The organism is Polymorphospora sp. NPDC050346 (assembly GCF_040655695.1).
Classification (GTDB): domain Bacteria; phylum Actinomycetota; class Actinomycetes; order Mycobacteriales; family Micromonosporaceae; genus Polymorphospora; species Polymorphospora lycopeni.
In genome coordinates, this window is sequence record NZ_JBFAKM010000014.1 from 183,098 (window position 1) to 205,078 (window position 21,981).

The window sequence follows — 21,981 nt, forward strand, 5'->3', positions numbered from 1 at the left end:
CTCGGCCCCTGGCAGCGAGCGTCGCCAGCGGTGATCGCCGAGGCCTGTGACCGACGCCGGTAGGGGTGCCCGACGCACCTCGCGTCGACCAACGATGCATACCCGGTATGCTCTCTGGTCATGGCCCCTGATCATCGTCGTGTGGCGCTCGCCGCGGTGGTGGGCGGCTTCCTGCTGGGGTTCCTCGACTTCGTGTGGATCAAGTGGGTGCCGTACCCTTTCGCCGACCTGGGCAACTCCAGCGCCGTGTGGGCGGTGGCGGCCTTCGGCTTCGGCTACTGGGTGCGGTCGGGCTGGCTGCGCGCGGCGCTGGGCGCCGCCGTCGGACTCGTCGTCGCGGTGCCCAGCTACTACCTTGCGGCGACCCTGATCCAGGGCGACGACCTGGCCGTGCTGTGGGCGCCGACGTCGCTGCTCTGGATGTCCTTCGGTGTCGTCGCGGGGATCGTCTTCGGCATCGGTGGGACGTGGGCGCGCGGGTCGGGGTGGCGGCAGGTGGTGGGGACCGCGCTGCCGGGCGCGGTGCTCTTCGCCGAGGCGGGGCTGCTGGCCAGGGACATCGGACACCCGAGCTACGGGATCGATCCGCTGTGGACCGCCCTGATCAACGTCGTGCTCGGTGTCCTGGTCGTCGTCCTGGTCGGCGGGACGAACCGGCGGCGGGCACTCGCCCTGGCCACAGCTGTGCCCTTGGCCGTGGTCGGGTTCGGGGCGTTCCTGGTCGCGGGATTCCGCTGACGGCCGGGCCGGGGTCCGGTCCGGGCGAACCGGTACGCGGGCGGGTGTCGGACGCGGCGGTTAGCATGCCGGCATGGCCGTCGATTTGTTCGCGGGAATACCGGTCAGCGACTACGCGACGTCGCTGGCCTGGTACGAGCGCCTGCTCGGCTCCCCACCGACATTCCTCCCCAATGACATCGAAGCAGTCTGGGAACTCGCGGAACACCGGTACGTGTACATCGAGCAGCGGCCCGACCACGCCGGCCACGCCATGCACACCCTCTTCGTCGACGACTTCGACACCCGCGTGGCGGAGATAGTGGGGCGGGGACTGGAGCCGGCGAAGCGGGAAACCTACGACAACGGCGTACGGAAGACGACCTTCCACGACCCCGACGGCAACGAGATCGGGTTCGGCGGCGCCCCGCTGTGACCGGGCGCCCGCCGCACCCGGTGGGCGTGATCAGGGCCGCCGTTTCCGCTGCGTCGAGCGCCGGTGGGCGTACGCCAGCAGCCGTTCCACCTCCGCCCACGTCCCGGGGCCGGGGTTGCTGACGCTCACCCAGCCCTGCACCGCGTACGCCGGGTGCGGCACGATCACGTCCATGGCGGTGAAGTCGATCGTGTCCCTGTGTTCGGCGAACTGCTCGGGCCCGTAGCCGAACAGCCGCCGGAACTCGTCGCGGCCCGCCTCGATGTTGAGCCGGAACACTCCGGCGCGGTCCAGCCGCGACCGGTCGTCGAAGCCGGGGATGTCGTGGGCGACGATGGTGGCGAACGGCCGGTGCCGGTCCGGTCCGGCGAAGAAGAACCGGTCGTCCCAGCCGAGTTCGGGTGCGCCGAGGTCCGGGCCGGCCCGCATCTCGGCGACGTCGGGCAGCTCCAGGATCCGGGCGGCGAGGGCCGCCGCGGCCGGCGAGAACCGCTCGACGTGCCACACCGCGTCACAGTGCGAGACCGTCTCGGCGTCGAGCGGGAAGTATCCCTGCTCGGGTGTCACGTCGGTGCGGACCCGCGCGCCTTCGACGAGCGCGGCCAGCGGGGCGGCGGCGAAGAGCGGACCCTGCCCGGTGGCGGCACCGATCCTGCCCTCGTACGTGTCCTCAGCCGGTGCGTCGAGTTTCAGGGCGACGCTGGCGCCGAGGCTGCCCAGGACGACGGCGTAGCGGTCGCCGAGCAGCGCCGACACGATCGAGCCGGCGCTGGACCATTCGAGGTCCATGTCGGCGAGCCGCCACTGGCTGGGGTGCCGCTGAAGGTGCCGGTTGTTGGCGAAGACCAGGGTCGGGCCGCGGCCCTGTTCCGTCGTACGGATGTCGAGCAGGTTCTCGGCCATCAGGGCGTCCCGTACGGCGAGCAGCCGGGAGGTGCGGTCGGCGGCTGGGGCCGGGTCGGCGGCGACGGCGTGGTAGCGCAGCAGGCCGAGGGCGGTCGTGCCGTGCAGCCGGGCACACCGCCAGTCGTCGCGGGTCGAGGCGGCGACCAGCCGGGGTGCGTGCGCGTACAGGGCGGTCAGCAGGTCGTCGGTGAGGATCCGCAGTGTGCCGGCCGCCTCGGACCGGCCGATCGACTTCGCGGCCTCCATCAGCGCGGCCGGGTCGCTCCACCGGGTGTCGTCGCCCAGCAGCCGCTCCAGGTCGTCGACGCCGGCCGGCAGCGGCTCGGTGCCGAGGTGGTTGACGAGATAGTCGCAAAGATGCCGCAGGTAGGGGCCGGGCCCGACGGCGTGGGTCATCTCCAGGGGCGCATCGAAGCCGTGGAACGCCAGCCGCTCCGCCGGCGGTACCGACCCGTTGTACGTCCGCATCCACTCCACGAGTTCGCGGGTGGCGGCGCATGCGCCCAGGCCGTGGGTGAAGCCGTCGGCGAGCACGTCGTCGATGGTCCCGCCGGCACCCCGGACGTAGGTGTCGACGGCCAGCGCGGCGACCCGGTCGGATTCGACGGCGATGGATCGGAAACCCAGCTCGGCGAGGACCTTGACCGCCTCGTTGCGCAGGCGTGGGAAGGCCGGTTCCCCGTGGGTCGGCTCGCCCAGGGCGAGGAGTTCGACGGGGCGGGTACGGGATTCGAGGAAGGACCGGAGGTCGGTAGCCATGACCTCGACCGTATCCTTGAACCTGCTGTCGAGACTTTTCCGATGACTCAGGCTTGGGAGATCCGCTGAAGTCTCAAAACGTGGGGCATGGCCGTCCGGCCGATCTGGGGCGGGCGTACGGCATCTCGGCGCAGACGGTCCGCAACTACGAGCACGCCGGGGTGATCCCGGCCGCGCGTCGTACCCCGAGCGGCTACCGCGTCTACACGCCCGTGCACGCCGGCGCGCTCGGCGCCTATCTGGCGCTGATTCCGGCGTACGGGTACGCGACCGCCGGAACGATCATGCGGGCGGTTCTCCGGGGTGACCTCGACGCCGCCTTCCAGGTGATCGACGCCGGCCACGCCCAGCTGGCCGGGGACCGGGAAACGCTCGACTCCGTCGAGGCTGCCATCGACGTACTCGTCGGCACCCCGGCCGCGCGGCGCCCGGACCGGCCGCTTCCGGTCGGCGCGGTCGCGCACCGGCTCGGGGTCACCGCGGCGACCCTGCGCAAGTGGGAACGCGCCGGCATCCTCACCCCGCAGCGGGACCGGGCCACCCGGCACCGGGTGTACCAGGCCGACGACGTACGCGACGCCGAACTCGCCCACCTGCTGCGACGCGGCGGCTATCCACTGGCCCACATCGCCACCGTGCTGGGGCACGTACGCGGCGCCGGTGGCGCCGAACCGTTGGCCAGTTCGCTCGCGGACTGGCGGCGGCGGCTCGCCGGCCGGGGCCGGGCGATGCTGACCGCCGCCGCCCGCCTCGACGCTTTCCTGCGCCTGCCCGACGAGCCGACCACATAGGCCGTGACCGGCCGGAGTGCCGTCAGCCGGCCGGTGCGGCGATCCGGTAGAGGACGTGGCGGCGTACCGGGCCGTCGGGAATGTTCGGGTGGTCGAAGTCCCCGTCGGGATCGCGGGTCATCCCGATCCGCCGCATGACGGCCTCCGACCGCTGGTTGCCGACCGCGGTGAACGCCACGATCTCCGGCAGGGCCAGGGTCCCGAATCCGTACGCCAGGCAGGCGCGGGCGGCCTCGCTGGCGTATCCGTGTCCCCACGCTGTACGGCGCAGCCGCCAGCCGGTCTCGACGCCGGTGAACGGCATGTTGGCACCGATCGGGTTCAGGCCGGTGAACCCGATGAACTCACCGGTCGCGGCGACCTCGACCGCCCACCAGCCCCAGCCGCGCTCTTCCAGGCCGGCCTGGAAGAGCGCCACCGCGGCCGTGCTCTTCTCGCGGGTCTCCACGTTCGGGAAGAACTCACGCACCTGCGGGTCGGCGTTCATTTCCGCCCACGGGTCCAGGTCGGAGTCGCGCCAGTGCCGTAGCAGCAGCCGTTGAGTTCTCAGTTCTCCCATGCCGGCACTTTAGCTTCCGTGATCGCGACAAACCGGGTGGCGCGGCCGCACCGGTCCCGCGATCCTGGTGACGTCGCTCGATGCCGTGCCCACCCTCGACCCGCAGGAGGCGCCCGTGACCGACGAGGCGGCCGCCCCGCCGGCACCGGCCCGCCACGGCGGCCGGGAACCGGTGACGACCTCGGACCGGCGCGGCCGGGCCGGCATCGGTGTCCTTGTCACCGCCGCCGGCGCCGACGCCGTCGCGATCGGCGTGATCCTGCCCGCCCTGCCGTTCATCGTCATCGCGATGCACGGCGGCGCGTTCGGGCTCGGCATACTGCTCGCCGCCGCCAGCGTCGCCGCCCTGGTCGCCGCCCCGGTCTGGGGCGCCCTCGCCGACCGGTACGGCACCCGACGGCTACTCCTGATCGCCCCACTCGTCGCCGCCGCCGGCCATGTCGTCTTCGCCTTCTCCACGAACTATCCGACCCTGTTCGTCGGCCGGGTCGTCGCCGGCCTCGGCGCGGCGGTGGCGCTGCTCGCGCAGACGCACGCCGCCCGGATCGTCGCCGACGCCGACCGGACCGGCGTCATCGGACGGGTCACCGCCGCACAGGGCGTCGGCAACATCGTCGGCCCGGCGCTGGGCGGCCTCGTCCTGTCGTACGGAACCATCGCCGTCGGACTCACGGCCGCGGCCGGACCCCTGGTCGCCTGGCTGCTCACCGTCTTCCTGCTGCCGGCCGCCGAGCCTCGGCCGGTCGCCCGACCCGGCCGGCAGCGCCGGCTGACCGCCCGACCCGGCCGGCAGCGCCGGCTGACAGCCATGGTCACGGCCCTGCGCCAGCGGCGGCTGCGTCGGACCGCCACCGCAATCCTCGTCGGGTGGCTCTGCTTCACCGGATACGCCACGGTCCTGCCGGTCGAACTCGCCGACCGGCTGGCGATCACCGCCGCCACGTACGGGGTGATCATCGCGATCAGCGGCGTGGTCGCGGTCGTCGTCCGTGGCCTGCTGCTCGGCCGCCTGGTCAGGGCGTTCGGCGAAACCCGGCTGATGGTCGGCGGCGCGGCGCTGATCGCCGCGTCGATGCTGCTGGCACCGGTGGTGCCGGCCGGGTGGGCGGTTCCGGTGCTGCCGCTGACCTGGGCGCTGGGTGCCTCGGTGCTGTTCCCGTGCGCGGTCGCCGAGATGAGCCGGATCGCCGGCCCCGACTCGGTCGGGCTGGCCATGGGGGCGGCGGCGATGCTCGCCGGAATCGGTTCGGTCGCCGGCCCGCTCGTCGCCGGAACCGTCCGGACATTCCTGTGGGCGCCGGGGCCGTTCGTCGCCGGTGCGGCGCTGATGCTTGCCGTCGCAGTACTGGTCGGAACCCGGGCACACGGTCCGGGCGCCGCCGGCGGCTCAGTAGAGTCACCGGGTGGCGCGGGTGCTGGTGACAGGGATGTCGGGCGCAGGCAAGAGCACGCTGCTGGCTGAGCTGTCGCGGCGCGGCCACCAGGTCGTCGACACCGACTACGGCGACTGGACACTGCCGGACGGCGACTGGGACGAGCCGCGTATGGCAGCTCTGCTCGCGGGGCGGGCCGAGGTCGTCGTGTCGGGAACCGTGGCGAACCAGGGCCGCTTCTACGACCGGTTCGACCACGTCGTCCTGCTGACCGCACCGCTCGAGGTCCTTCTCGACCGCGTCGCGGCGCGTGCGAGCAATCCGTACGGGAAGACGGCCGAGCAGCGGGCGGAGATCGAGCGTTACGTGGGTGAGGTGGAGCCTTTGCTCCGTCGTGGTGCCAGCATGGAACTCGACGGCCGCCGTCCCGTCACGGAACTGGCCGACATCGTCGGGCGGCTGCTCACCACGACGTCCTGAACGGGCACCGGCAATTCGGCAGCGGCGCTCGCGGAGCGGGGCCGAATCTTCTGGCGCCCAATGTGTCAGCTTTTGTCATTGGCCTTTCGGATGATCTGTTGCACAGCGGATCGACTGTAACCGGTTTCCGAGGGCCTTTGGTACCTGACGGAAGAACACCGACGGCCGTGGGTCGCCGGCAGTCTCCGCCCTCGCCAGTACCTGGGAGGCGGCCCCTCGGGGGCTGCCGGTGCGGGCGGAGGCGGGAAGGGAACTGAATGAGACGTAGATACAAGGTCGCGGCGGGGGAGGACGCGTGGTGTCCGCCCGCCCGCAGGCCGGTGTCGCCCGACGGGCGCGGGTTGACGGCGCGGCACTGGGTGTTGCTGGAGACGCTCGCGCTGCGGGGAGTGTTGGACACCGCCCAGGCGGCGGTGCTGATGTCCGTGAGTCGCCCGTCGGCGTCGCGTTATCTCGGTGTGCTGGTACGCGCAGGGCTGGTGTGGCGGTTCGTGTACGAAAAGGACCCGTCGCACCTGGCGCACTACGAGGCCAGCACCGACGGCATCCGTCTGCTGAAAGCCCGACTCGAGCGACAGGGCAGACCGGTGCCGGCGGCACTCGGGCACGGCCCGGACGAGTTCGTGGTCAACGACTTCTTCGTCCGGCTCACCGCGCACGCAGTCCGCACAGGGGCGGGGTACCTGTACCAGTGGTGGCGTGCGCTGGAGGCAACGGACTGGTTGCACCGCCACGGTGTGCCGGGCACCAGCCCGCACGGGTTGGGTGTCTGGGTCGAGGGTGACGTGGTGGTCCGGTTCCTGCTGCACCTCGACCACCAACGGAGTGGGCCGCTCATCGGCACCCCGACCTCGCCGCCGTCGCAGGGGGTCGCCGGCTACCGGAATGCCGTGGCGGGTGTTCCCGCCAGCGCGGTCCTGGTCGTCACCGCCGACGACGGGCGGGAGCGGCTCCTGCACGACGAGGTCGGTGCCGCGCCGATGCCGGTGACGGTCGCCTCGACCACCCGTTCACGCCTGTACGCGACGACCAGCCCGGCCGACGCGATCTGGTCGGTCGCCACCGACAGTTCGGGCCGGCTGGTCCGGCTGGTCGATGTCCCACCCCGGCGAACCCGCAAGGCCGGCGGCCCGTCGGTGGCTGCCCCCGGTGCCGGTTAGGGGTCCGGCCGGGGCTCCGGTGGCCGCCCGTGAGGGGGTCCGCTTCGATACCGACCCCCGGACCGACCCCAACCAGCAGCCAACCGTGCAGGTCACGGCCGCTTTCGGGGCGATCGGCCGTGTCGCGAGAGACCCTGCCAAGGGGGTCTCCCGACGGGGAAGCACACGACATACCAGTGACATTCCTCCACAGAGCGGAGTTCCCTATTGCAAGAGCAGTTCATGCGGGTACAGGCCCGCCTCACCGACCGAGACCACACCCTGCTGGGCTGGCTCGCCGACCACGGCGTGCTGACCAGCTTCCAGATCGCCCACGCCCTGTACAGCTCACTCGACTTTGCCCAACGCCGCCTCCGTACGCTCACCGACGTCGGTTTGCTGGCCCGGTTCCGGCCGTTCCGCGCTGAAGGCGGCACCCACCCCTACCACTACGTCCTCGGCCAACTCGGCACCGAGATCGTCGCCGCCCACCGTGGCGAGGACCTGCCCCGTAGGGACCAGGCCCGCCGGCGGCGCTGGCACCTGACCAACCGGGCCAACCTGCCCCACCTGCTCGGCGTCAACCAGTTCTTCACCGACCTGGCCGGCCACGCCCGCACCCATCCCGACGCCGCCCTGGAACTCTGGCTGCCGGAGTCCCGGTTTCGGTCCGCCGCGGTCCCCGAACTCAGGGATCTACACGCAGTGGTCTACTACGCCCGGATCCGCCCGGACGGGTACGGGACCTGGACCGAACACGGCCATCGCGTGTCGTTCTTCCTCGAGCACGACAACGGCACCGAACCCCAGCACACCCTTGTCAGCAAGGTCCACGCCTACGCCGAACTCGCCCGCGAAACCGGCCGGGCCTGGCCGGTGCTGTTCTGGCTGCCCACCGCCGTCAGAGAGCGCCACCTCCATCGACACCTGGCCAAGGCCGGTACCAGCTATCCCGTCGCGACCGCAGCCCGCGACAGCGCCGCACAGCGGGCCGCAAGCCCCGCCGACGACGTGTGGTGGCTACACCGCCACGACGGCCCCCGACAACGCCTCGCTCACCTTCACCGCGACGATCATCCATCCGACCCGTGAACGACCAACTCGGCCGGTCACCTGTGGAGACGCACGGGTGGGCCGCTCCTCCAGCCCAGTTGGCCTCAGTTGAGTCGCGGTTGGCGCGCTGTTGGGCTCGCCCTGTGGGCGACGTATCACAGGTGGCCCACTGGTTGGGCCCGGCTGGCCAACGGGTTGGGTCACCGTTGGTCCCGGCCGGGGCGTGGTCGGCCCGGTTGGGGTCCGCTATTCCCGGCCGGGGCACGGTTGGTCAACGGCCGTGACCCAACGGTGGCCCAGCCCGTACCCGCAGCCGACCATCCGACCTCTGCCGTGCGCCGACGCGCCGCCGCAGTTGTGGGCCGAGCCGTGGCTCATCGCGGGCCCGGTCCGCTGGTTGTCATCTCGTCTGGCGCCGTAGACCGACGCTAACTACACCCCCACGATCAAGGAGTTTCGATGCTCTTTCACGTACCTTCTGTCGCTGCTATCGGCAGCGCCCGACCTCAGTCTGACCAAGGTTCGAGGGTCCATCCTGATGACCGCATTGCGCCCAGTCCCCGGTTGCCTTCCTGTTCTTGCTTGCCCATCAGCGGCCGCAGCGCCACCGACCGCCCCCTTCCCGCGTATCAGACAGGAAATGCTGTCCTTGCCATGCGCGATCCGTCCGAACACAAGGCGACCGCAGCGGACGGCAGTCCCAGCCGGACCGGGACCGGACCGGACCGGGCTACCTCATGGTCGACGTCCGGTCCGCGGCCGGCGGCCGGACCACCGGTGTACCGCCGGGAACCGCACTACGGGACGGTCCGCCACGCTGGTCCATCCGCCACGGCGGACGGACCGGCGTATGTCCTGGACCGGACCAGGGAGGTGGTCCGCCACGTCCGCCTCCACAGCTGACAACCGGGACGCTCGCCGGCGGACCAACCGGATCGAGGGCACGGTCCAGATCGTGATCATGCTCGCGATCGGTGGCGCGGCCGGCGCGGCGTCGTTCACCCACGTCCACAACGTCGCCGCAGCACACGGCCAACCAGGCTGGCTGGCCTGGGCAGACGCCATCGTCCTCGAGCTGATGTCGATCGCCTCCGGACTCGAGCTCCGCCGCCGCAAACGTGCCGGTACCTCGACCAGGTTCCCTGCGACCGTGCTGGCCTGCGCCGTCACACTTTCCCTGGCCGCGCAGGTCGTCGAAGCCGAGCCATCACCCATCGGCTGGATCGCTGCCGCCGTACCGGCCCTCGGCTTCCTTGTCATGGTCAAAATCGCCCTCGGCTACGCGGATACGGCTTCCGCCACCGACCGGACCAGCACCGCCCAGCCCGCACCGGGCCCGGTGGACCAATCCGCCACCAGCGCCCCGATGCAAAGCGGACCGGACCACCAGAACCGGCCCACGACACCCGACACGGACCGGACCGTCCCCGTGCCAACCGCCCATGCAAACGGACCAGACCGCGCTGTGCGTCGCGGATCGGACCAGCGAATCGCTAGCGGACCGGATCGCCGTGCTAACGGAAGGTCGGACCGTCCGCGTAGGGCACGACGGCGTGGACCAGCGGCAGGGGTGGCCAGTATCGATGACCTGCTTCCAGCGGCACGAGAGGTCAGCGGGCACCTCGCTGCCGAGGGACGGCCACTGACCAGGGCCACCCTGGCCGCAGCGCTGCGCGCCGCCGGGCACACGATGTCCAACACCAGAGCGTCCCACCTATTGAAGGCTTTAATACGGCAGCCGTCGTTCGGGATCATGGCTTGTGTTCGGGGTTGAGGCGGCGTGTGTAGTGGGATCGTCGGGCTCGGGCTTGATGGCGTCGGCGCCAGTGTGACCAGTGCAGTCGGTGGGCGGGGTCGCGGATCGGTGTGATGATCAGGGCGTTGATCAGGCGGCGGATTTCGTTGACGGTCAGTTTGATCAGTCCGGTGTCGGTCTTGTCGGTGGCATCGGCGGCGCAGATCGTCAGGACCGCGAGGGCGGCCAGGGCGAGGGTGGTGAACCGGTGCCAGGAGTCCCAGCGGCGGACCTGGTGCTGGTCGAGGCCGACCTGGCTTTTGGCGGTCTGGAAGGCTTCCTCGACGGTCCAGCGGATCCCGGCGACCCGCACGAGTTGGGCCAGGGTGGCCGGTCGTGGGGTCCAGCAGCGGTAGAACGCGAGTTCTCCGCTGGTGGTGTTGCGTCGGATCAGGAGGCTGTGTCGGCCGTTGTCGTCGGGATCGGCGTCGGTGCACACGTCGTCGAGCCAGGCCCAGTCGTAGTAGCGGGGTCCTTTCGACCCGGCCCCGGCACTGCGGCGCTGCCACGCCGAGGCGGGCAGTCCGGCGGCGACCCGGTCGGCGCGAATGGTGGCCTTGCCGCCGTCGAGCGGGACGAGGTGACTGCGGGATACCGCCAGCACGTAGCCCAGTCGCTGGGAGCGTAGGTGGGCGCGGAAGGCGCCGCTGTTGCCGTATACCTCGTCCGCGGCTGCCCAGGCGGCGGGGACGTCGGCGTCGCGGGCGGCGGTGATCATCTGCGCGGCCAGTTCGGATCGGGTGGCGAATCCGACCTCGTCCGGGACGCCTGCCGCCCGGCATCGGTCCCGGTCGTCGATCCAGGACGCCGGCAGGTAGACCCTGCGGTCGATCAGGGTGTGGCCGTGCCGGCCGGCGTAGTTCAGGAAGACGCCGACCTGCGCGTTCTCGATCCTGCCGGCGGTGCCGGTGTACTGGCGTTGTACCCCGACGGTGTGCACACCTTTCTTCAGGTCTCCGGTCTCGTCGACGACCAGGACCGCGTCGGGATCACCGAGCCGACCCGCGACGTGTTCGCGCAGGTCGTCACGGACGGCATCAGCGTCCCAGACCGCGCGGTACAACAGTTGCTGCATCGCGTCCGGCCGGGTGCGTCCGGCGTTCTCGGCCAGCTGCCAGCAGGTTTTGACCTCGAGTTCGGTCAGCAACCCGGTCACGAACGCCGCCGCCGTCCGGCGCGGCTCGACCCGGCCGAAGCGGCCCGCGAACGAGGCGAGGACCCCGGTCAGGACCCGCTGCCACCGGGCAGGGTCTACGCTGTGGCACGCGGCCACCGCCAGATCTGAAGTTATGTCCACAACGTACAGACGATCACGCGGTGGCCGCACCACGTCCAGCCGCCCCGACCAGCGACATCTCAAACGACGGCTGCCGTATTAAGAGCGGACAATTCGGCACCGCGCCATGCGGACCCAGCGGCCGACAACACCCGTGCACCATGAGAGTCAATGGCTGTCCCTGCTGCTGTCCTACCTGCACAGCATCTACCTGCAGCTCCTCGAAACGGCGGATGTCTGGAACGACAATGGAGCGCTTGAGTCTCGCTCGGCAGATGCGACTGGTCATGGTCACGGTTGGCTGCCCTGTGCTGCCGCGTGTGGCTTGCCGAGGCGGTGGTTGGCCCAGGCGCGGGCGGCGTCGGCGAGTGGCTGGCGGTGTGGGGCGGGGGCCTGGCGGGCGAGTTCGTCGCTGCGGTCGGCGACGGCTTGGGCGAACGCGGTGACGGCGTGGGGTGGGGCGGCAGTCCAGGCGGGGATCTGTTGGGCCCATGTTTCGGCCTGGGTGGGGGTGTGGCCGGCGCGGATGAGGCGGACGGTCATCAGGGCGGTGTCGATCCAGGCGGCGCCGCGGCAGGGCATGGACCAGTCGATGACGTGGGTGTGCCGGTCGATGAGGAAGTTGTACGGGGTGACGTCGGTGTGTACGAGGGTGTCGCCGTCGAGGGTTTTGCGGGGGAGACGGTGGCACCATCGGGTGGCGGCCGTCTGGACCTTGACTGGGGTAAGGAGTCATCCGGGCACGCGCGGGGCACAAGGCAGCGTGAAACGTCGGCAAGAAGCGGCGAGTGATGTGAGGCGAAGGGGGCGGCGCGGACAGTCGGCGGATCTGCTTCACGCTGATCCGCGCTCCCCCCGGAGCCTACTTGCGCTTCTCGTAGCAGTAGAGACAGTCGATGTCGCACGTTTCGCCCCGGAGCCTGAGGATGATGGAGACCGCAGTCTCGTCGTCGCTGTCAGCAAGGCTCTGATAGAGCCCTTCGAACTCGGTACGTTCCTCGCCAGTACGGATCATCGGCTGCCTCCCTGCCGCTGAGCCGGAGATGGTTAGTCGAAGAGCCGGCCCAGGAGCGCGCCCTGACCCGACTGCAGAATGTGCGCCGCCTCCAGCGGCACCCAGAAGCACTCGAAGTGGGTGGGCTCCTGCTCGCCGTCGTGGTCTTCCTGGCTCGCCCACCGCTCGGGCGCGGACTCGGCGAGCTCCAGGTGGAAAACGTGACGCTTCTGGATCTCGAACCGGTACGGGCTGATGTCGTACTCGACCTCGCCCAACTTGCGGACGACCTTGAACTCCGTGAGCCCGGTCTCCTCGCGGGCCTCGCGCAGAGCCGCGTCCTCCGGGGTCTCACCAGCGCGGACGCTACCCGCCGGCACCTGGATGCCCACTTCTTCATAGCTGTAGTCGGTGTGCCGGAAGACGAGCAGCCGCCCGTCCCGCACGATGTAGCAGAGCACCTTGTCCTTGACGACCTTCTCGGGCATGACGTCCTCTCGTTGTTATCGGAGCGTGAGGCCAGGTCGGCCTCGCCGCCCTGAAGCGAGACGGATCCTACGGTGCGCGATCTTCTAGACACTCCCGGCAACCCGAGTGGAGAACTCGCTGCGTCATCGGTTGTGCGCTTCAGGCGACCAGGGTGGCCCGGCGGCAGCGCGCGTGAAAGCGCCCGGTGCTGCCCTCCCGCTGAACCGGCGCTGACCCTCGCCCGGGCGCGAACCGTCGGGCGGGGACGTGGCCACCGTCAGGTGCCACGATGGTGCCCATTATGGAACTGGATGGCGTATCCGTTACGGTCGACGACCTCAGCGTGCTCGCGTTGGTCAACTACGGGCATTTCACGTCGATGCGGATCGAGGGCAACCGCGTTCGCGGGCTCGACTGCACCTGAATCGGCTGGCCGACGACAGCCAAATGATCTTCGGAGTGAGCCTCGACACCGATAGAGGCTGGACACTGCCGGACGGCGGCTCGGACGAGCCACGGATGACGGCTCTGCTCGCGGTGCGGACGGCCGCACACTGGGCAGAGATCGAGCGCTACGTCGGCGAGGTGGAGCCGTTGCTCCGCCGGACCGCCAGCGTGGAACTCGACGGCCGCGGCCGGTGGGAGTACTGGCTGACATCGTCGAACGTCTGCTTGCCGCGACATCCTGAACGACTGCCACCGGCGCCGCTCGACGGCACCCGTGGCGTGTCGCATGCTTGATTTCTGGAACATCATCTGGGGCATCGGCTAAATTTCTCGCCATGGGTCTGCTGGGTGATGCGGTGGCGGTACTGGACGACCGGGGCGTGCTCAAGCCGCTGGGTGAACTGATCCGCCAGGTGTACCGGCGAGCCGCCGACCGGCACGAGCCGGAACTCGGCGACGACGCGATGAGCTTCGGCACCACCGTATGGCGGAACCTGGCCAACCTCGGCAAGGCCACCTTCGACGGCGTCGAGGGCGTACGGGTCCGGCTGGAGGACAACTCGCTGGAGATCCTCTGCGCCGGCTATGTCGTCCGGCTCTACTCCATGCAGGGCGGAATCGAGTCGGTCCGCTGGGAGGGCAGCGAGGTCCGGCTCGGCGGCGCGGTGGAGAACAGCCGCGACCGGCAGCTCGCCTTCGACGACGAGGGACAGAACCCGGAGGTGTTCGCCGGGGTGGTCCCGCCGAAGCGGCACATCCGCATCGCCCACACCGGGGACATCACGACCGGGGAGGCGACCGCGTACGTCGGGCTGCCGAGAGACAACCGGGACGGCGGTTCGCCGTGGTTCGAGGTGACGCTCTGGTTCGGTGAGGCCCCGACCGTCGGCACCCCGCTGCCGCTCGTCGTCGCGCAGGACGCGGTGCCGGGGCAGAGCTACGACGAGTTGCCGCTCCCTGAGCTGTCGATCGAGGCCCTGCGGCCGGCCGGCGTGGCCGGCCGTACCGCCGGTCGGCTGGCGTGACGGACGGACCGCGACCACCGGTACCCGCCACCGTGGCCGTCGCGGCGTTCGAGCCGCACGCCCTCGGGCTGGCCCGCCGCTGGCGACGGATGCGCAAGAACGAACTGGCCCGGCAGATCGGCGTCACCGCCGCCGCGGTCAGCCAGTACGAGCTCGGCCAGGCCCGCCCGTCGTCGGCGGTGCTGGCCCGGCTGGCCCTGGCACTGGGGATGCCGGTCGAGTTCTTCGCCGCCGGCATCCCGACCCCGGCCACCGCCGGGCACGCGCACTTCCGCAGCCTGCGGGCGACCAGCCAGGCCGAGCGGGACCAGGCGGAGGCGTTCGGCGAGATCGCCTGGCGCGTCGTCGAGGTCGTCGGCCGGCACCTGCGGCTACCCCCGCTGCGGCTGCCGCATTTGGACCTGCCGGAGCCGACGCGGGCGGAGGACGTACGGGCGGCGGCCGCGGCGGCCCGGGAGGCGTTCGACCTCGGCGCCGCGCCGGTGCCGCACGTGGTCCGGCTGCTGGAGGCGTACGGGGTGATCGTGCTGGCCCTGCCGGACGTGTCCGAACGCGTCGACGCCTTCTCACACTGGTACGGCCAGCGGCCGTTCGTCTTTCTCAACCCGGCGAAGAACGACAAGGCCCGGTCCAGGATGGACGCCGCACACGAACTGGGACACCTGCTGCTGCACCATGACGCCGAGCCGGGCAGCCAGATCCTGGAGCGGGAGGCGACCGCGTTCGCCTCGGAGTTCCTGGCCCCGAGCCCGGTGCTGGCGGAGGAACTACCGGCCCGGCTCGACTTCGACCGGCTGCACGAGTTGAAGCGTCGCTGGGGGATCAGCCTGAAGGCGCTGGTCTACCGGGGGCACGACCTGGGCGTGTACCGAGAGCACACCTACCGGCGGGGGATGGGCCTGCTCGCCCAGTGGGGCTATCCGGAGCCGGGCGACCTCGGCCCCCGCGAACAGCCGTCACTGCTCGGCAGAGCCGCCGAGATGCTCGAACGGCAGAAGGTCACGGCCGAGAGCCTGGCGGCGCGGGCGGGTCTGCCACCGGCACTCGCCCGTACGGTCTTCGACGCCGCCACTGAACACGTACCCGAACTGCAGCTCACCCCGGGATGAGCCTGAACGCCGGTGGCCGCCCACGGACAAGCTGAATCGGAGCGACGGCTGGTGCCGAATGTCCGTAGACGGCAGGGGACGTCGATGCCGAGGACGGGTGCGGCACGTGATGTCCGTCAAGTTCCGACCGCTACGGGCGGGCAAGCAACTTCCTGCCCGCACTCCAGGCGACGATGTCCAACGCGCGCAGCGGCGTGATCCTCGGTGTCGTCGACAGGCCGACCACGGCGGACCAGAAGTCGGGGGCCGCGTTCAGATCGTCGCGCATTGCGCTGGCCAGCAGGGTCATGAACTCGCTCCATGTCCGACTCTTCGCGCGACGGATGCGAGGCTCTTCTGCATCCTGGTAGCAACGCCGAACGTATTCGTCGTAGAGCGGAATGAATCCCGGCCGCTTGCGGTGCAAGATCTTGGCCAGTGTCGTCCCAGAGACGTCAGGGATGCCGGGTGCGTCGAGCACCGAGAACAGCTTGCCGATCAGTGACGGATCCGCCCCGGGCACAGCGATGTCGTTTGAGTCGATCTCGGCGAGGGCGGTCTGCAATCGGTCGCGTTGGGCCTGCAATCCGTAATAGCCACGCAGCTTCACCCGTACGTTGAGCAGCGTTGGCGCGAGCAGATCCGCATCATCGAGCCTGTTCGGGTCGCCGCCTCCCGCAAAGGCGTCATACGCTGGATACGCCCACTCGTGGACCCGGTCCACGAGGTAGGTCTTCGCGTCGGCCCACGCGTCGACCTCCCGAATCCAAACTCCACCTACTCTGATGTCCGCCACCCGGCCAACGATACGAACATCGGTAGGTTCGCGCGAGAACGAGACCGGCCTCCCGATCGCCACGGCCCGCGTCGATGCATTCGGGGCATTCCCCGTTCCGACTGCCAGCCAGGCACGGGAAGCGTCCGACCATATGGAGGCCGGTGACCGACCAACGCCGATCACCGGCCTTCACCTGATCAGAGTTTGCCTGCCCCCGCACCCGCGGTGACGGATGCCTTCACGGTTTCGACGTTGTCGGCGGTGTAGCCGTACGGGAGGGCGGCCACGGAGCCGTTGGTCTCGCACGGTCCGGAGTTGGTGAGCGAGTTGTCGCGCGCGACCAATCGACCCGCGTCGGAGTCCGCGTACCCGCTCGCCGACCAGCACGCCTGCTGCACGTTCTCGAAGACGTTCGCCTCGACGAGCAGTCCGGCGTTTTCGAGTGCGGCGATGGCGTACGAGTCGGCGTTGTTGTTGACGTTCGAGTAGTAGTTGTTGAAGACGTGGACGGTCTCGCCGAACCGTACCCGGGGGCTGCGTTCGAAGGTCCGGTCGAACCAGTTGTGGTGGTACGTGACCCGCAGGTGGCCGATGTCCTGGCCGCCGTTGCCGTCGGAGTGGCCGACCAGTGAGGTTTTCCAGTGGTCGCGGATGACGTTCCACGAGACGGTGATGTAGTCGCTGCCCCGGGTGATGTCGATCATGCCGTCGTAGAAGTCGGGGTGGTTCTCGATGGTGCTGGACAGGGTGTTGTGGTCGATCCAGACGTGGGTGGCGCTCTCGATTCCGATCGCGTCGCGGCCGGGTACGCCGCGGATGTTCATGTTCTGGATGATCACGTTCGCCGGGGACATGTCCTCGATGGCGAGGGTGGTGCCGGAGATGCCGGAGTTCGCGCCGACGCCCCGGATCGTCTTGTTGGCGGTGATCTCGACGGTGCCGGAGCCGGTGAGCATTCCGTTGACGAGGATGGTCCTGGTGCCCTCGGTCTGTGCCTGGGTCCGGAAGTCGGCGAAGGTGCTCACGGTGACGGTGGGGCCGCCCGCTCCGCCGGTGGTGCCACCGGCCTGTGTGGCCCATCCGATGATTCCGCTGGGCGAAGGCGGCGGGGTGGTCGGCGGTGGGGTGGTGGGTGGTGGCGTCGTGGGTGGCGGGGTCGTCGGCGGGACGGTCGTGGGCGAGGTGGTCGGGCTTGGTCCGGCCGCGTCGGTCGCCAGCACGTCGTCGAAGGAACCTGCGGCGTAGTTGGCGACGAGCCCGGCCCGCCCGGTGGAGTAGGAACCGTCCGATGCGGACACGACCGGGGTTCCGTTGACCGACCCGACCAGCGAACCGCCGGTCGCGCTCAGCGACAGCGTGTACCAGGCGCCGGTGGACGTCGGGAACGACGCCGAGGCCAACGTGGTTGCCGCTCCCTTGCGGATCTGAACGGAGTTGGGGGTGAGCACGAGCGCGTAGAAGTTCGACGCGCTCTGTACGCGGGCCGCCACGCCGATCCCGCGTGAGGTCGCGCTGCCGAAGGTATTGGCCCGGACGTTGGCCGTCACCGTGGCGGTCGACCACGAGGTGGAGCCGCTCAGTGCCTTGGCGCTGGCGCTGGTGCTGGACTGCGAGTAGGCGCCGGACGATACGGACCAGGTTCCGCCCGAGGTGCTCCAGCCGTTGGCGTTGCCGTCGTCGAAGTCGTCCGACAACAGGGTGGCCGCGTTCGCGGTTGCGCTGACGGTCAGGACGAGTGCCGTGACGGCGGCGCTGGCGCCCGCCGCCAGGGCGATCCGGGTACGCCTACCCGGTCGGTGGGGTGTGTGTCGCGCTTCCTGCACTGTGAGCCTCCCTGCGATGGAATGCGCTTTCCCGCCAACATAGAAAGGCATACTCAAAACCGTCAATGGGTGCCATTTGCAGCTTTGTTGCATTGAATTGGCTGAAATGCCAAAAGCCGGCTCGTTGGCCGGCTGTCATATGGGAAGCTATCGCCGGGTTTGGGACGGTCCCCGGACTCTCCGCATTCGCAGGATTGGCGCCGATCCTATGGCAGCCACTACCCGTCCACCAGTCGCATCCGGAACGCGGGCCGCCAGCCCGATGTCGCCCCAGACCTCGCCCCGGCCACCGGAAACGGCGTTGATCCACCCGCCCGGCCAGCGGATGCTGGTTGTGCCCCCGGCCGCGCGGGTACGTGACGTACGCCCTGACCCGGCCGGGCGGCCGGCAGAGCATGGACCGTGAAGGAGACGTACCGGTGACGCCCGACCCGACGACCGTCCACCCGCTCCCGGCGCACCAACGTGTCGTGTTCCTCAAGCCGCTGGTCACCACACCGAAGATCGTCGTGGGGGAGTTCACGTACTACGACGACCCGGACGGTGCGACGGAGTTCGAGCACCGCAACGTGCTGTACGGCTACGGGCCGGAGAGACTGGTCATCGGGAAATACTGCGCGATCGCCGCCGGTACCCGGTTCCTGATGGCCGGAGCCGACCATCCCACGATCGGCGTTTCGACCTTCCCGTTCACCATGTTCGGCGGCGAGTGGGCCGAGAAGACCCTCGACATCATCACCGGCATGCCCAGCCGGGGCGACACCGTGGTCGGCAACGACGTCTGGATCGGTTACCAGGCCATCGTCATGCCGGGTGTGCGGATCGGCGACGGGGCGATCGTCGCGGCCGGTGCCGTGGTCACCGCCGACGTGCCGCCGTACACGATCGTCGGCGGCAACCCGGCCCGAACGATCCGGCAACGCTTCGACGACGCCGACGTCGACCGGTTGCGGCGCGCCGCCTGGTGGGACTGGCCCGTCGAGCTCGTCACCGAGCACGCCCGCACCATCATGGCCGGGACGCCGGCCGACATCGAACGCGTCGACGTCGAGCGGCGTCAGCGGTCCAGCGGATGACCCGCCGGGAGTACGGTCCGTCTCGAGGCCGGGCGATTGCCGGCGATCAGTGCCAGCCCGTGCATCCGTCGGTGCGGTAACTGTCGTCCGTGGTCCAGATGATGAAGCAGGCCCGTACGTACTGCCGGAAGGACCACATGTTGGTCCACTTCTGCCCGCCGCCCGGACCGCCGCCGAGTTGTTCGGTGCCACCCTGCACCTGGAGCACGAAGCCGCACGGCCGCCACATCGGCAGGCAGTCGAGGCCGGTGGTCCGGGCCCAGGCGGCGTCGCAGTTTCTCGACCGGCGCAGTTCCAGCAGCACGCCGGCGAGGTACGGGTCGGAACCGTTGTAGTAGAACGAGGCGAGATTCCCCGACGACGCGTCGTTGCACTGTTTGGCGCCGGGATCCTGGCCGTTGCAGCTGGACTGGTGGCACAGCGCCGCCTGCGCCGGGACGGCGATGCCGATGCTCATGAGTAGGCCGGCGAGAATGGCCGCCAGCAGTCTGCGGTTCATCGCTTCTCCTTGGGGCCGTCGATGTGGGCCAAGGCCGACGGTACGGTCGTTCGCCCCGCCAGCGGAGATCGCTTGCAATCCTTGTCGCGGCCCGCAATCGAGCACCGGGCGCCGTCGTGGCGATCTCCGTGCAGATATCGTCAAACGTCTATGTTGACGGAGGGGTGCGGGCTCCCTACCTTCGGTCAGTGCGGGGTGCCGCCAGACCTGCTGGCGACAAAAGACTGACTGCTCCGAAACGAAGGAGGCAGGCGGAATGCGAATCAGTCCAACCGGTCCAGGCCCGAACAGGGCCGCCACGAGACCCAAGACCTGGCGGCGGGTGGTCGGCCTGGCCACCGCGGCGCTGCTGGGGGCCCTGTCGATCGTGGCCACGCAGCAGAGCGCGAACGCCTACGCGTTCATCGGATGCAAGTGGAACACCTCCGCGGTCCGGTACTACGTACCGTCACCCCTGTTGTCGTTCCCGACCTGGCTCAACGCCGGCGACTCCTGGGCCGGCCTCGACGCGACACTGACCTGGATCAACTCGAACGTGCACATCCACGCGACGAACGAGAGCCGTGGCAACACCGTCGTCTGGACCGGGGTGACCCGCAACCGGGGCACCGTGCAGGACCCGCCGCCCTGCCCCGGCGGCATCTTCACCACCGGCCAGGTCGAGGTCGTCCTCAACTGGACGGCGATCAGCGGCTACAGCAACGCCCAGAAGCAGGGCGTGGCCGCCCATGAGTTCGGACACGCGCTCGGCCTGGCCCACACGACGACGCTGCCGGTCAAGCTCATGTACCCGTACGACAGCAACCGGCACAGCGCCGGCGTCACGACCCCGCAAAGCGACGACAGGGCAGGCATCAATGCGCTCTACTGACCGGCCGCGAATCGGCGTACTCGCCACCGCCGTACTGATCGCCGCCTCCCTCACGGCCTGCGGCACCCCGGAGCGGGCGGACTCCCAACTGCCCCGGTTCGACATCGAAGGCACCCGGGCGCACATGTACACGTCCGTCCAGGAACTCGCCGACAAGGCCAGCGCGATCATCGTCGCCACACCCACGGGCAAGTCACACAGCCGGCCACTACCGCCCGAGCACGGCGAGCCCGACTCAGCGCCGACCCGCTACGTCAAGATGACCGTCACCAAGGTCGTCCAGGGCACCCTCGACGCCCGCGAGATCGACCTCGTCAGCCCCGGCGTCGACCAGAGCACCGGCGACCTCGGCCTGCTCTCCGGCGGCCCCTTCCTGCTCTTCGTCACCCCCGCCATGTACGGCCCCGACGACCCCGCCGGCGGCTACGTCGTGGTCGGCGGCCCGGCCGGCGTCTACGCCAAGGCGACCGGCGCCACCGCGTTCCAGAAGGTCGACGTGGCCAGCGGGTCCCTGCCGGCCACCCTGCGCGACACCCCGCAGGACCTGCCCGCCATCACCAAGACCGAGGCCCAGCTCCTGCGCGAAGGGCCGTAGCGACCGACCACGGGTGCCGCCCGCCGGGCCGACGTACGGTCGGGCACGGCCGGGCGGCACCACGGCATCCGGCCGCGCGCCGTCGGCTCCAGCCGTACCCCATCGCCGTCTCTCCGACCACGGGTCAGTCACGGTAGGCGAACGTGATCTCCAGTTCGACGCAGATGTTGTGCGGCAGTCGAGGGTGTGAGAAGGCCGTCCGGGTATGCCCACCGCGCTCGCCGAGGACGTCGGTGAAAAGCAGGGAGGCCCCGTCGAGGACCATGGGCTGATCCCAGAACGTGTCGGCGGAGGCCACATGCCCGGCCACGTGCAGCAGGCATTCCAGCCGTTCGAAGCCGTCGAGGGCCTGATACAGGCGGGCCAGGGCGTTCAGCCCGGCGGCGCGGGCGGCCTGCTGGCCGTGCCGGGCGCTCAACTCCGCACCGACGCGCCCGGTCAAGGCGTCAGGTCCCGACCCGGAGACCTGGGCGGCCAGAAACCCCATGCCGTTGTGCAGCCGGTACGGCAGGTACGCCCCGGCCGGCGGCGGTGGATCCGCGGGAAGGCGCAGCCCCAGTTCGGTCAGCCGGGCAAGGGCTTCCTCGGTGAACGTCACTGTCTGATCTCCCTGGGTGCGCGACGACGCGGCGGAAGCCGTGCAAGGTCATCGTCTCGAACGGGTGACCCGCACCCTGCGCGACAGGCTCGCCAGTCCCGATCGTCCCTGACCGCGTCAAGCGGCCGTGCTGGGCGGTACGGCGTGGCGCGCCCGGAACGCCACGCCGTACCGAACCGCCGGCTACAGGCCGATGTTGGCCTGTGGTCCGGCGTGGGTGCGGAGCAGGTTCGGTACGTCGGCGGCGGGGTGGAGTTGGTAGGAGTAGAAGCTGGACGGGTTGAACGCCGAGCCGCTGCTCTCCCGGCGGCCGCTGCTGTTGACCACGACGTTGCCGCTCTGTCGTAGTTCGGCGCCGGAGTCGCGGTAGTAGGGGTTGGTGACGCGGTCGTAGTAGCTGTTCTCCAGGACCATCTTGGTGCGGCCGCGGGAGTG

The 21,981-nt window shown here is 70.1% G+C and carries 24 protein-coding genes and 2 pseudogenes; 15 read left to right on the top strand and 11 right to left on the bottom strand.

Going from position 1 to position 21,981, the window contains the following annotated elements; translation table 11 throughout:
• The first annotated feature begins 120 nt into the window (after positions 1-120).
• Together AB0I42_RS17310 and AB0I42_RS17315 are read left to right on the top strand one after the other, a co-directional pair.
• A complete protein-coding gene (locus tag AB0I42_RS17310) occupies positions 121-738 on the top strand; it encodes a DUF6518 family protein (RefSeq protein WP_357538426.1) in 618 nt (205 codons plus the stop codon).
• Between the two features lie 73 nt (positions 739-811).
• The gene (locus tag AB0I42_RS17315; RefSeq protein ID WP_357538428.1) at positions 812-1,153 is read left to right on the top strand and encodes a VOC family protein; all 342 of its coding nucleotides are present in this window, start codon (positions 812-814) and stop codon (positions 1,151-1,153) included.
• Positions 1,154-1,183: 30 nt separating this feature from the next.
• Here the strand turns inward: AB0I42_RS17315 and AB0I42_RS17320 are convergent, their stop codons facing one another.
• A complete protein-coding gene (locus AB0I42_RS17320; protein ID WP_357538430.1) occupies positions 1,184-2,818 on the bottom strand; it encodes a DUF6194 family protein in 1,635 nt (544 codons plus the stop codon).
• A gap of 80 nt (positions 2,819-2,898) precedes the next feature.
• Here AB0I42_RS17320 and AB0I42_RS17325 point away from each other — a divergent pair, with 80 nt between their 5' ends.
• Positions 2,899-3,609, top strand: coding sequence for a MerR family DNA-binding transcriptional regulator (locus AB0I42_RS17325; protein ID WP_357538432.1), 711 nt, complete (start codon positions 2,899-2,901; stop codon positions 3,607-3,609).
• A 22-nt stretch (positions 3,610-3,631) separates the two neighbouring features.
• Here AB0I42_RS17325 and AB0I42_RS17330 read toward each other — a convergent pair whose 3' ends face one another.
• On the bottom strand, positions 3,632-4,168 hold the full coding sequence (locus tag AB0I42_RS17330) for a GNAT family N-acetyltransferase (RefSeq protein ID WP_357538434.1): 537 nt from the start codon (positions 4,166-4,168) through the stop codon (positions 3,632-3,634).
• 67 nt (positions 4,169-4,235) lie between these two features.
• Between AB0I42_RS17330 and AB0I42_RS17335 the strand changes: the two genes are divergently transcribed.
• From AB0I42_RS17335 to AB0I42_RS17355, 5 genes are all read left to right on the top strand, one after another.
• Positions 4,236-5,630, top strand: coding sequence for an MFS transporter (locus AB0I42_RS17335; protein ID WP_357538435.1), 1,395 nt, complete (start codon positions 4,236-4,238; stop codon positions 5,628-5,630).
• Entirely contained in the window at positions 5,572-6,021 is a 450-nt protein-coding gene (locus AB0I42_RS17340) for an AAA family ATPase (RefSeq protein ID WP_357538437.1), read from the top strand. Before AB0I42_RS17335 ends, AB0I42_RS17340 begins: the two co-directional genes overlap by 59 nt.
• Positions 6,022-6,278: 257 nt before the next feature.
• Positions 6,279-7,181, top strand: a complete 903-nt coding sequence (locus tag AB0I42_RS17345; RefSeq protein WP_357538439.1) for a replication-relaxation family protein — start codon at positions 6,279-6,281, stop codon at positions 7,179-7,181.
• A gap of 222 nt (positions 7,182-7,403) precedes the next feature.
• Positions 7,404-8,252, top strand: a complete 849-nt coding sequence (locus AB0I42_RS17350) for a replication-relaxation family protein (RefSeq protein ID WP_357538441.1) — start codon at positions 7,404-7,406, stop codon at positions 8,250-8,252.
• A gap of 895 nt (positions 8,253-9,147) precedes the next feature.
• Positions 9,148-9,987 carry a DUF2637 domain-containing protein gene (locus AB0I42_RS17355; RefSeq protein ID WP_357538492.1) on the top strand — a complete coding sequence of 280 codons (840 nt, stop codon included), beginning with the start codon at positions 9,148-9,150 and terminating at the stop codon, positions 9,985-9,987.
• On the opposite strand, the gene AB0I42_RS17360 is transcribed toward AB0I42_RS17355, so the two are convergent.
• From AB0I42_RS17360 to AB0I42_RS17375, 4 genes and pseudogenes are all read right to left on the bottom strand, one after another.
• A complete protein-coding gene (locus AB0I42_RS17360; protein WP_357538493.1) occupies positions 9,965-11,236 on the bottom strand; it encodes an IS701 family transposase in 1,272 nt (423 codons plus the stop codon). The genes AB0I42_RS17355 and AB0I42_RS17360 overlap by 23 nt on opposite strands.
• A 339-nt stretch (positions 11,237-11,575) precedes the next feature.
• A pseudogene (locus AB0I42_RS17365) lies at positions 11,576-11,968 on the bottom strand (phosphotransferase); the annotation flags it as partial.
• A 178-nt stretch (positions 11,969-12,146) separates the two neighbouring features.
• Entirely contained in the window at positions 12,147-12,299 is a 153-nt protein-coding gene (locus tag AB0I42_RS17370) for a hypothetical protein (protein ID WP_357538443.1), read from the bottom strand.
• Positions 12,300-12,331: 32 nt separating this feature from the next.
• Positions 12,332-12,766, bottom strand: coding sequence for an NUDIX domain-containing protein (locus AB0I42_RS17375; protein WP_357538445.1), 435 nt, complete (start codon positions 12,764-12,766; stop codon positions 12,332-12,334).
• A 281-nt stretch (positions 12,767-13,047) separates the two neighbouring features.
• Here AB0I42_RS17375 and AB0I42_RS17380 point away from each other — a divergent pair, with 281 nt between their 5' ends.
• From AB0I42_RS17380 to AB0I42_RS17395, 4 genes are read left to right on the top strand one after another with little or no spacing between them, the layout of a single operon-like run.
• Positions 13,048-13,170 carry a hypothetical protein gene (locus AB0I42_RS17380; RefSeq protein WP_357538447.1) on the top strand — a complete coding sequence of 41 codons (123 nt, stop codon included), beginning with the start codon at positions 13,048-13,050 and terminating at the stop codon, positions 13,168-13,170.
• A 35-nt stretch (positions 13,171-13,205) separates the two neighbouring features.
• Complete coding sequence (locus tag AB0I42_RS17385; protein ID WP_357538449.1) at positions 13,206-13,487, top strand: hypothetical protein; 282 nt, start codon at positions 13,206-13,208, stop codon at positions 13,485-13,487.
• Between the two features lie 41 nt (positions 13,488-13,528).
• Positions 13,529-14,218 (top strand): hypothetical protein, encoded by a 690-nt coding sequence (locus tag AB0I42_RS17390; protein ID WP_357538451.1) that lies wholly within the window; start codon positions 13,529-13,531, stop codon positions 14,216-14,218.
• On the top strand, positions 14,215-15,327 hold the full coding sequence (locus AB0I42_RS17395) for an XRE family transcriptional regulator (RefSeq protein WP_357538453.1): 1,113 nt from the start codon (positions 14,215-14,217) through the stop codon (positions 15,325-15,327). The genes AB0I42_RS17390 and AB0I42_RS17395 overlap by 4 nt, the downstream gene beginning before the upstream one ends.
• 130 nt (positions 15,328-15,457) lie before the next feature.
• Here AB0I42_RS17395 and AB0I42_RS17400 read toward each other — a convergent pair whose 3' ends face one another.
• Together AB0I42_RS17400 and AB0I42_RS17405 are read right to left on the bottom strand one after the other, a co-directional pair.
• Positions 15,458-16,102, bottom strand: a complete 645-nt coding sequence (locus AB0I42_RS17400; protein WP_357538455.1) for a DUF6308 family protein — start codon at positions 16,100-16,102, stop codon at positions 15,458-15,460.
• Positions 16,103-16,281: 179 nt separating this feature from the next.
• On the bottom strand, positions 16,282-17,907 hold the full coding sequence (locus tag AB0I42_RS17405) for a pectate lyase (protein ID WP_357538457.1): 1,626 nt from the start codon (positions 17,905-17,907) through the stop codon (positions 16,282-16,284).
• Positions 17,908-18,302: 395 nt separating this feature from the next.
• Between AB0I42_RS17405 and AB0I42_RS17410 the strand changes: the two genes are divergently transcribed.
• The gene (locus AB0I42_RS17410) at positions 18,303-18,983 is read left to right on the top strand and encodes a CatB-related O-acetyltransferase (protein ID WP_357538494.1); all 681 of its coding nucleotides are present in this window, start codon (positions 18,303-18,305) and stop codon (positions 18,981-18,983) included.
• Positions 18,984-19,029: 46 nt separating this feature from the next.
• On the opposite strand, the gene AB0I42_RS17415 is transcribed toward AB0I42_RS17410, so the two are convergent.
• Positions 19,030-19,482 carry a DUF2690 domain-containing protein gene (locus tag AB0I42_RS17415; protein ID WP_357538459.1) on the bottom strand — a complete coding sequence of 151 codons (453 nt, stop codon included), beginning with the start codon at positions 19,480-19,482 and terminating at the stop codon, positions 19,030-19,032.
• Between the two features lie 256 nt (positions 19,483-19,738).
• On the opposite strand from AB0I42_RS17415, the gene AB0I42_RS17420 reads away from it, so the two are divergent.
• Positions 19,739-20,353 (top strand): matrixin family metalloprotease, encoded by a 615-nt coding sequence (locus tag AB0I42_RS17420; protein WP_357538461.1) that lies wholly within the window; start codon positions 19,739-19,741, stop codon positions 20,351-20,353.
• Positions 20,340-20,948 (top strand): hypothetical protein, encoded by a 609-nt coding sequence (locus tag AB0I42_RS17425; protein ID WP_357538463.1) that lies wholly within the window; start codon positions 20,340-20,342, stop codon positions 20,946-20,948. Before AB0I42_RS17420 ends, AB0I42_RS17425 begins: the two co-directional genes overlap by 14 nt.
• Positions 20,949-21,072: 124 nt before the next feature.
• On the opposite strand, the gene AB0I42_RS17430 is transcribed toward AB0I42_RS17425, so the two are convergent.
• Positions 21,073-21,546 (bottom strand): RidA family protein, encoded by a 474-nt coding sequence (locus AB0I42_RS17430; RefSeq protein WP_357538465.1) that lies wholly within the window; start codon positions 21,544-21,546, stop codon positions 21,073-21,075.
• A 183-nt stretch (positions 21,547-21,729) separates the two neighbouring features.
• Positions 21,730-21,981, bottom strand: a pseudogene (locus AB0I42_RS17435) (hypothetical protein); the annotation flags it as partial.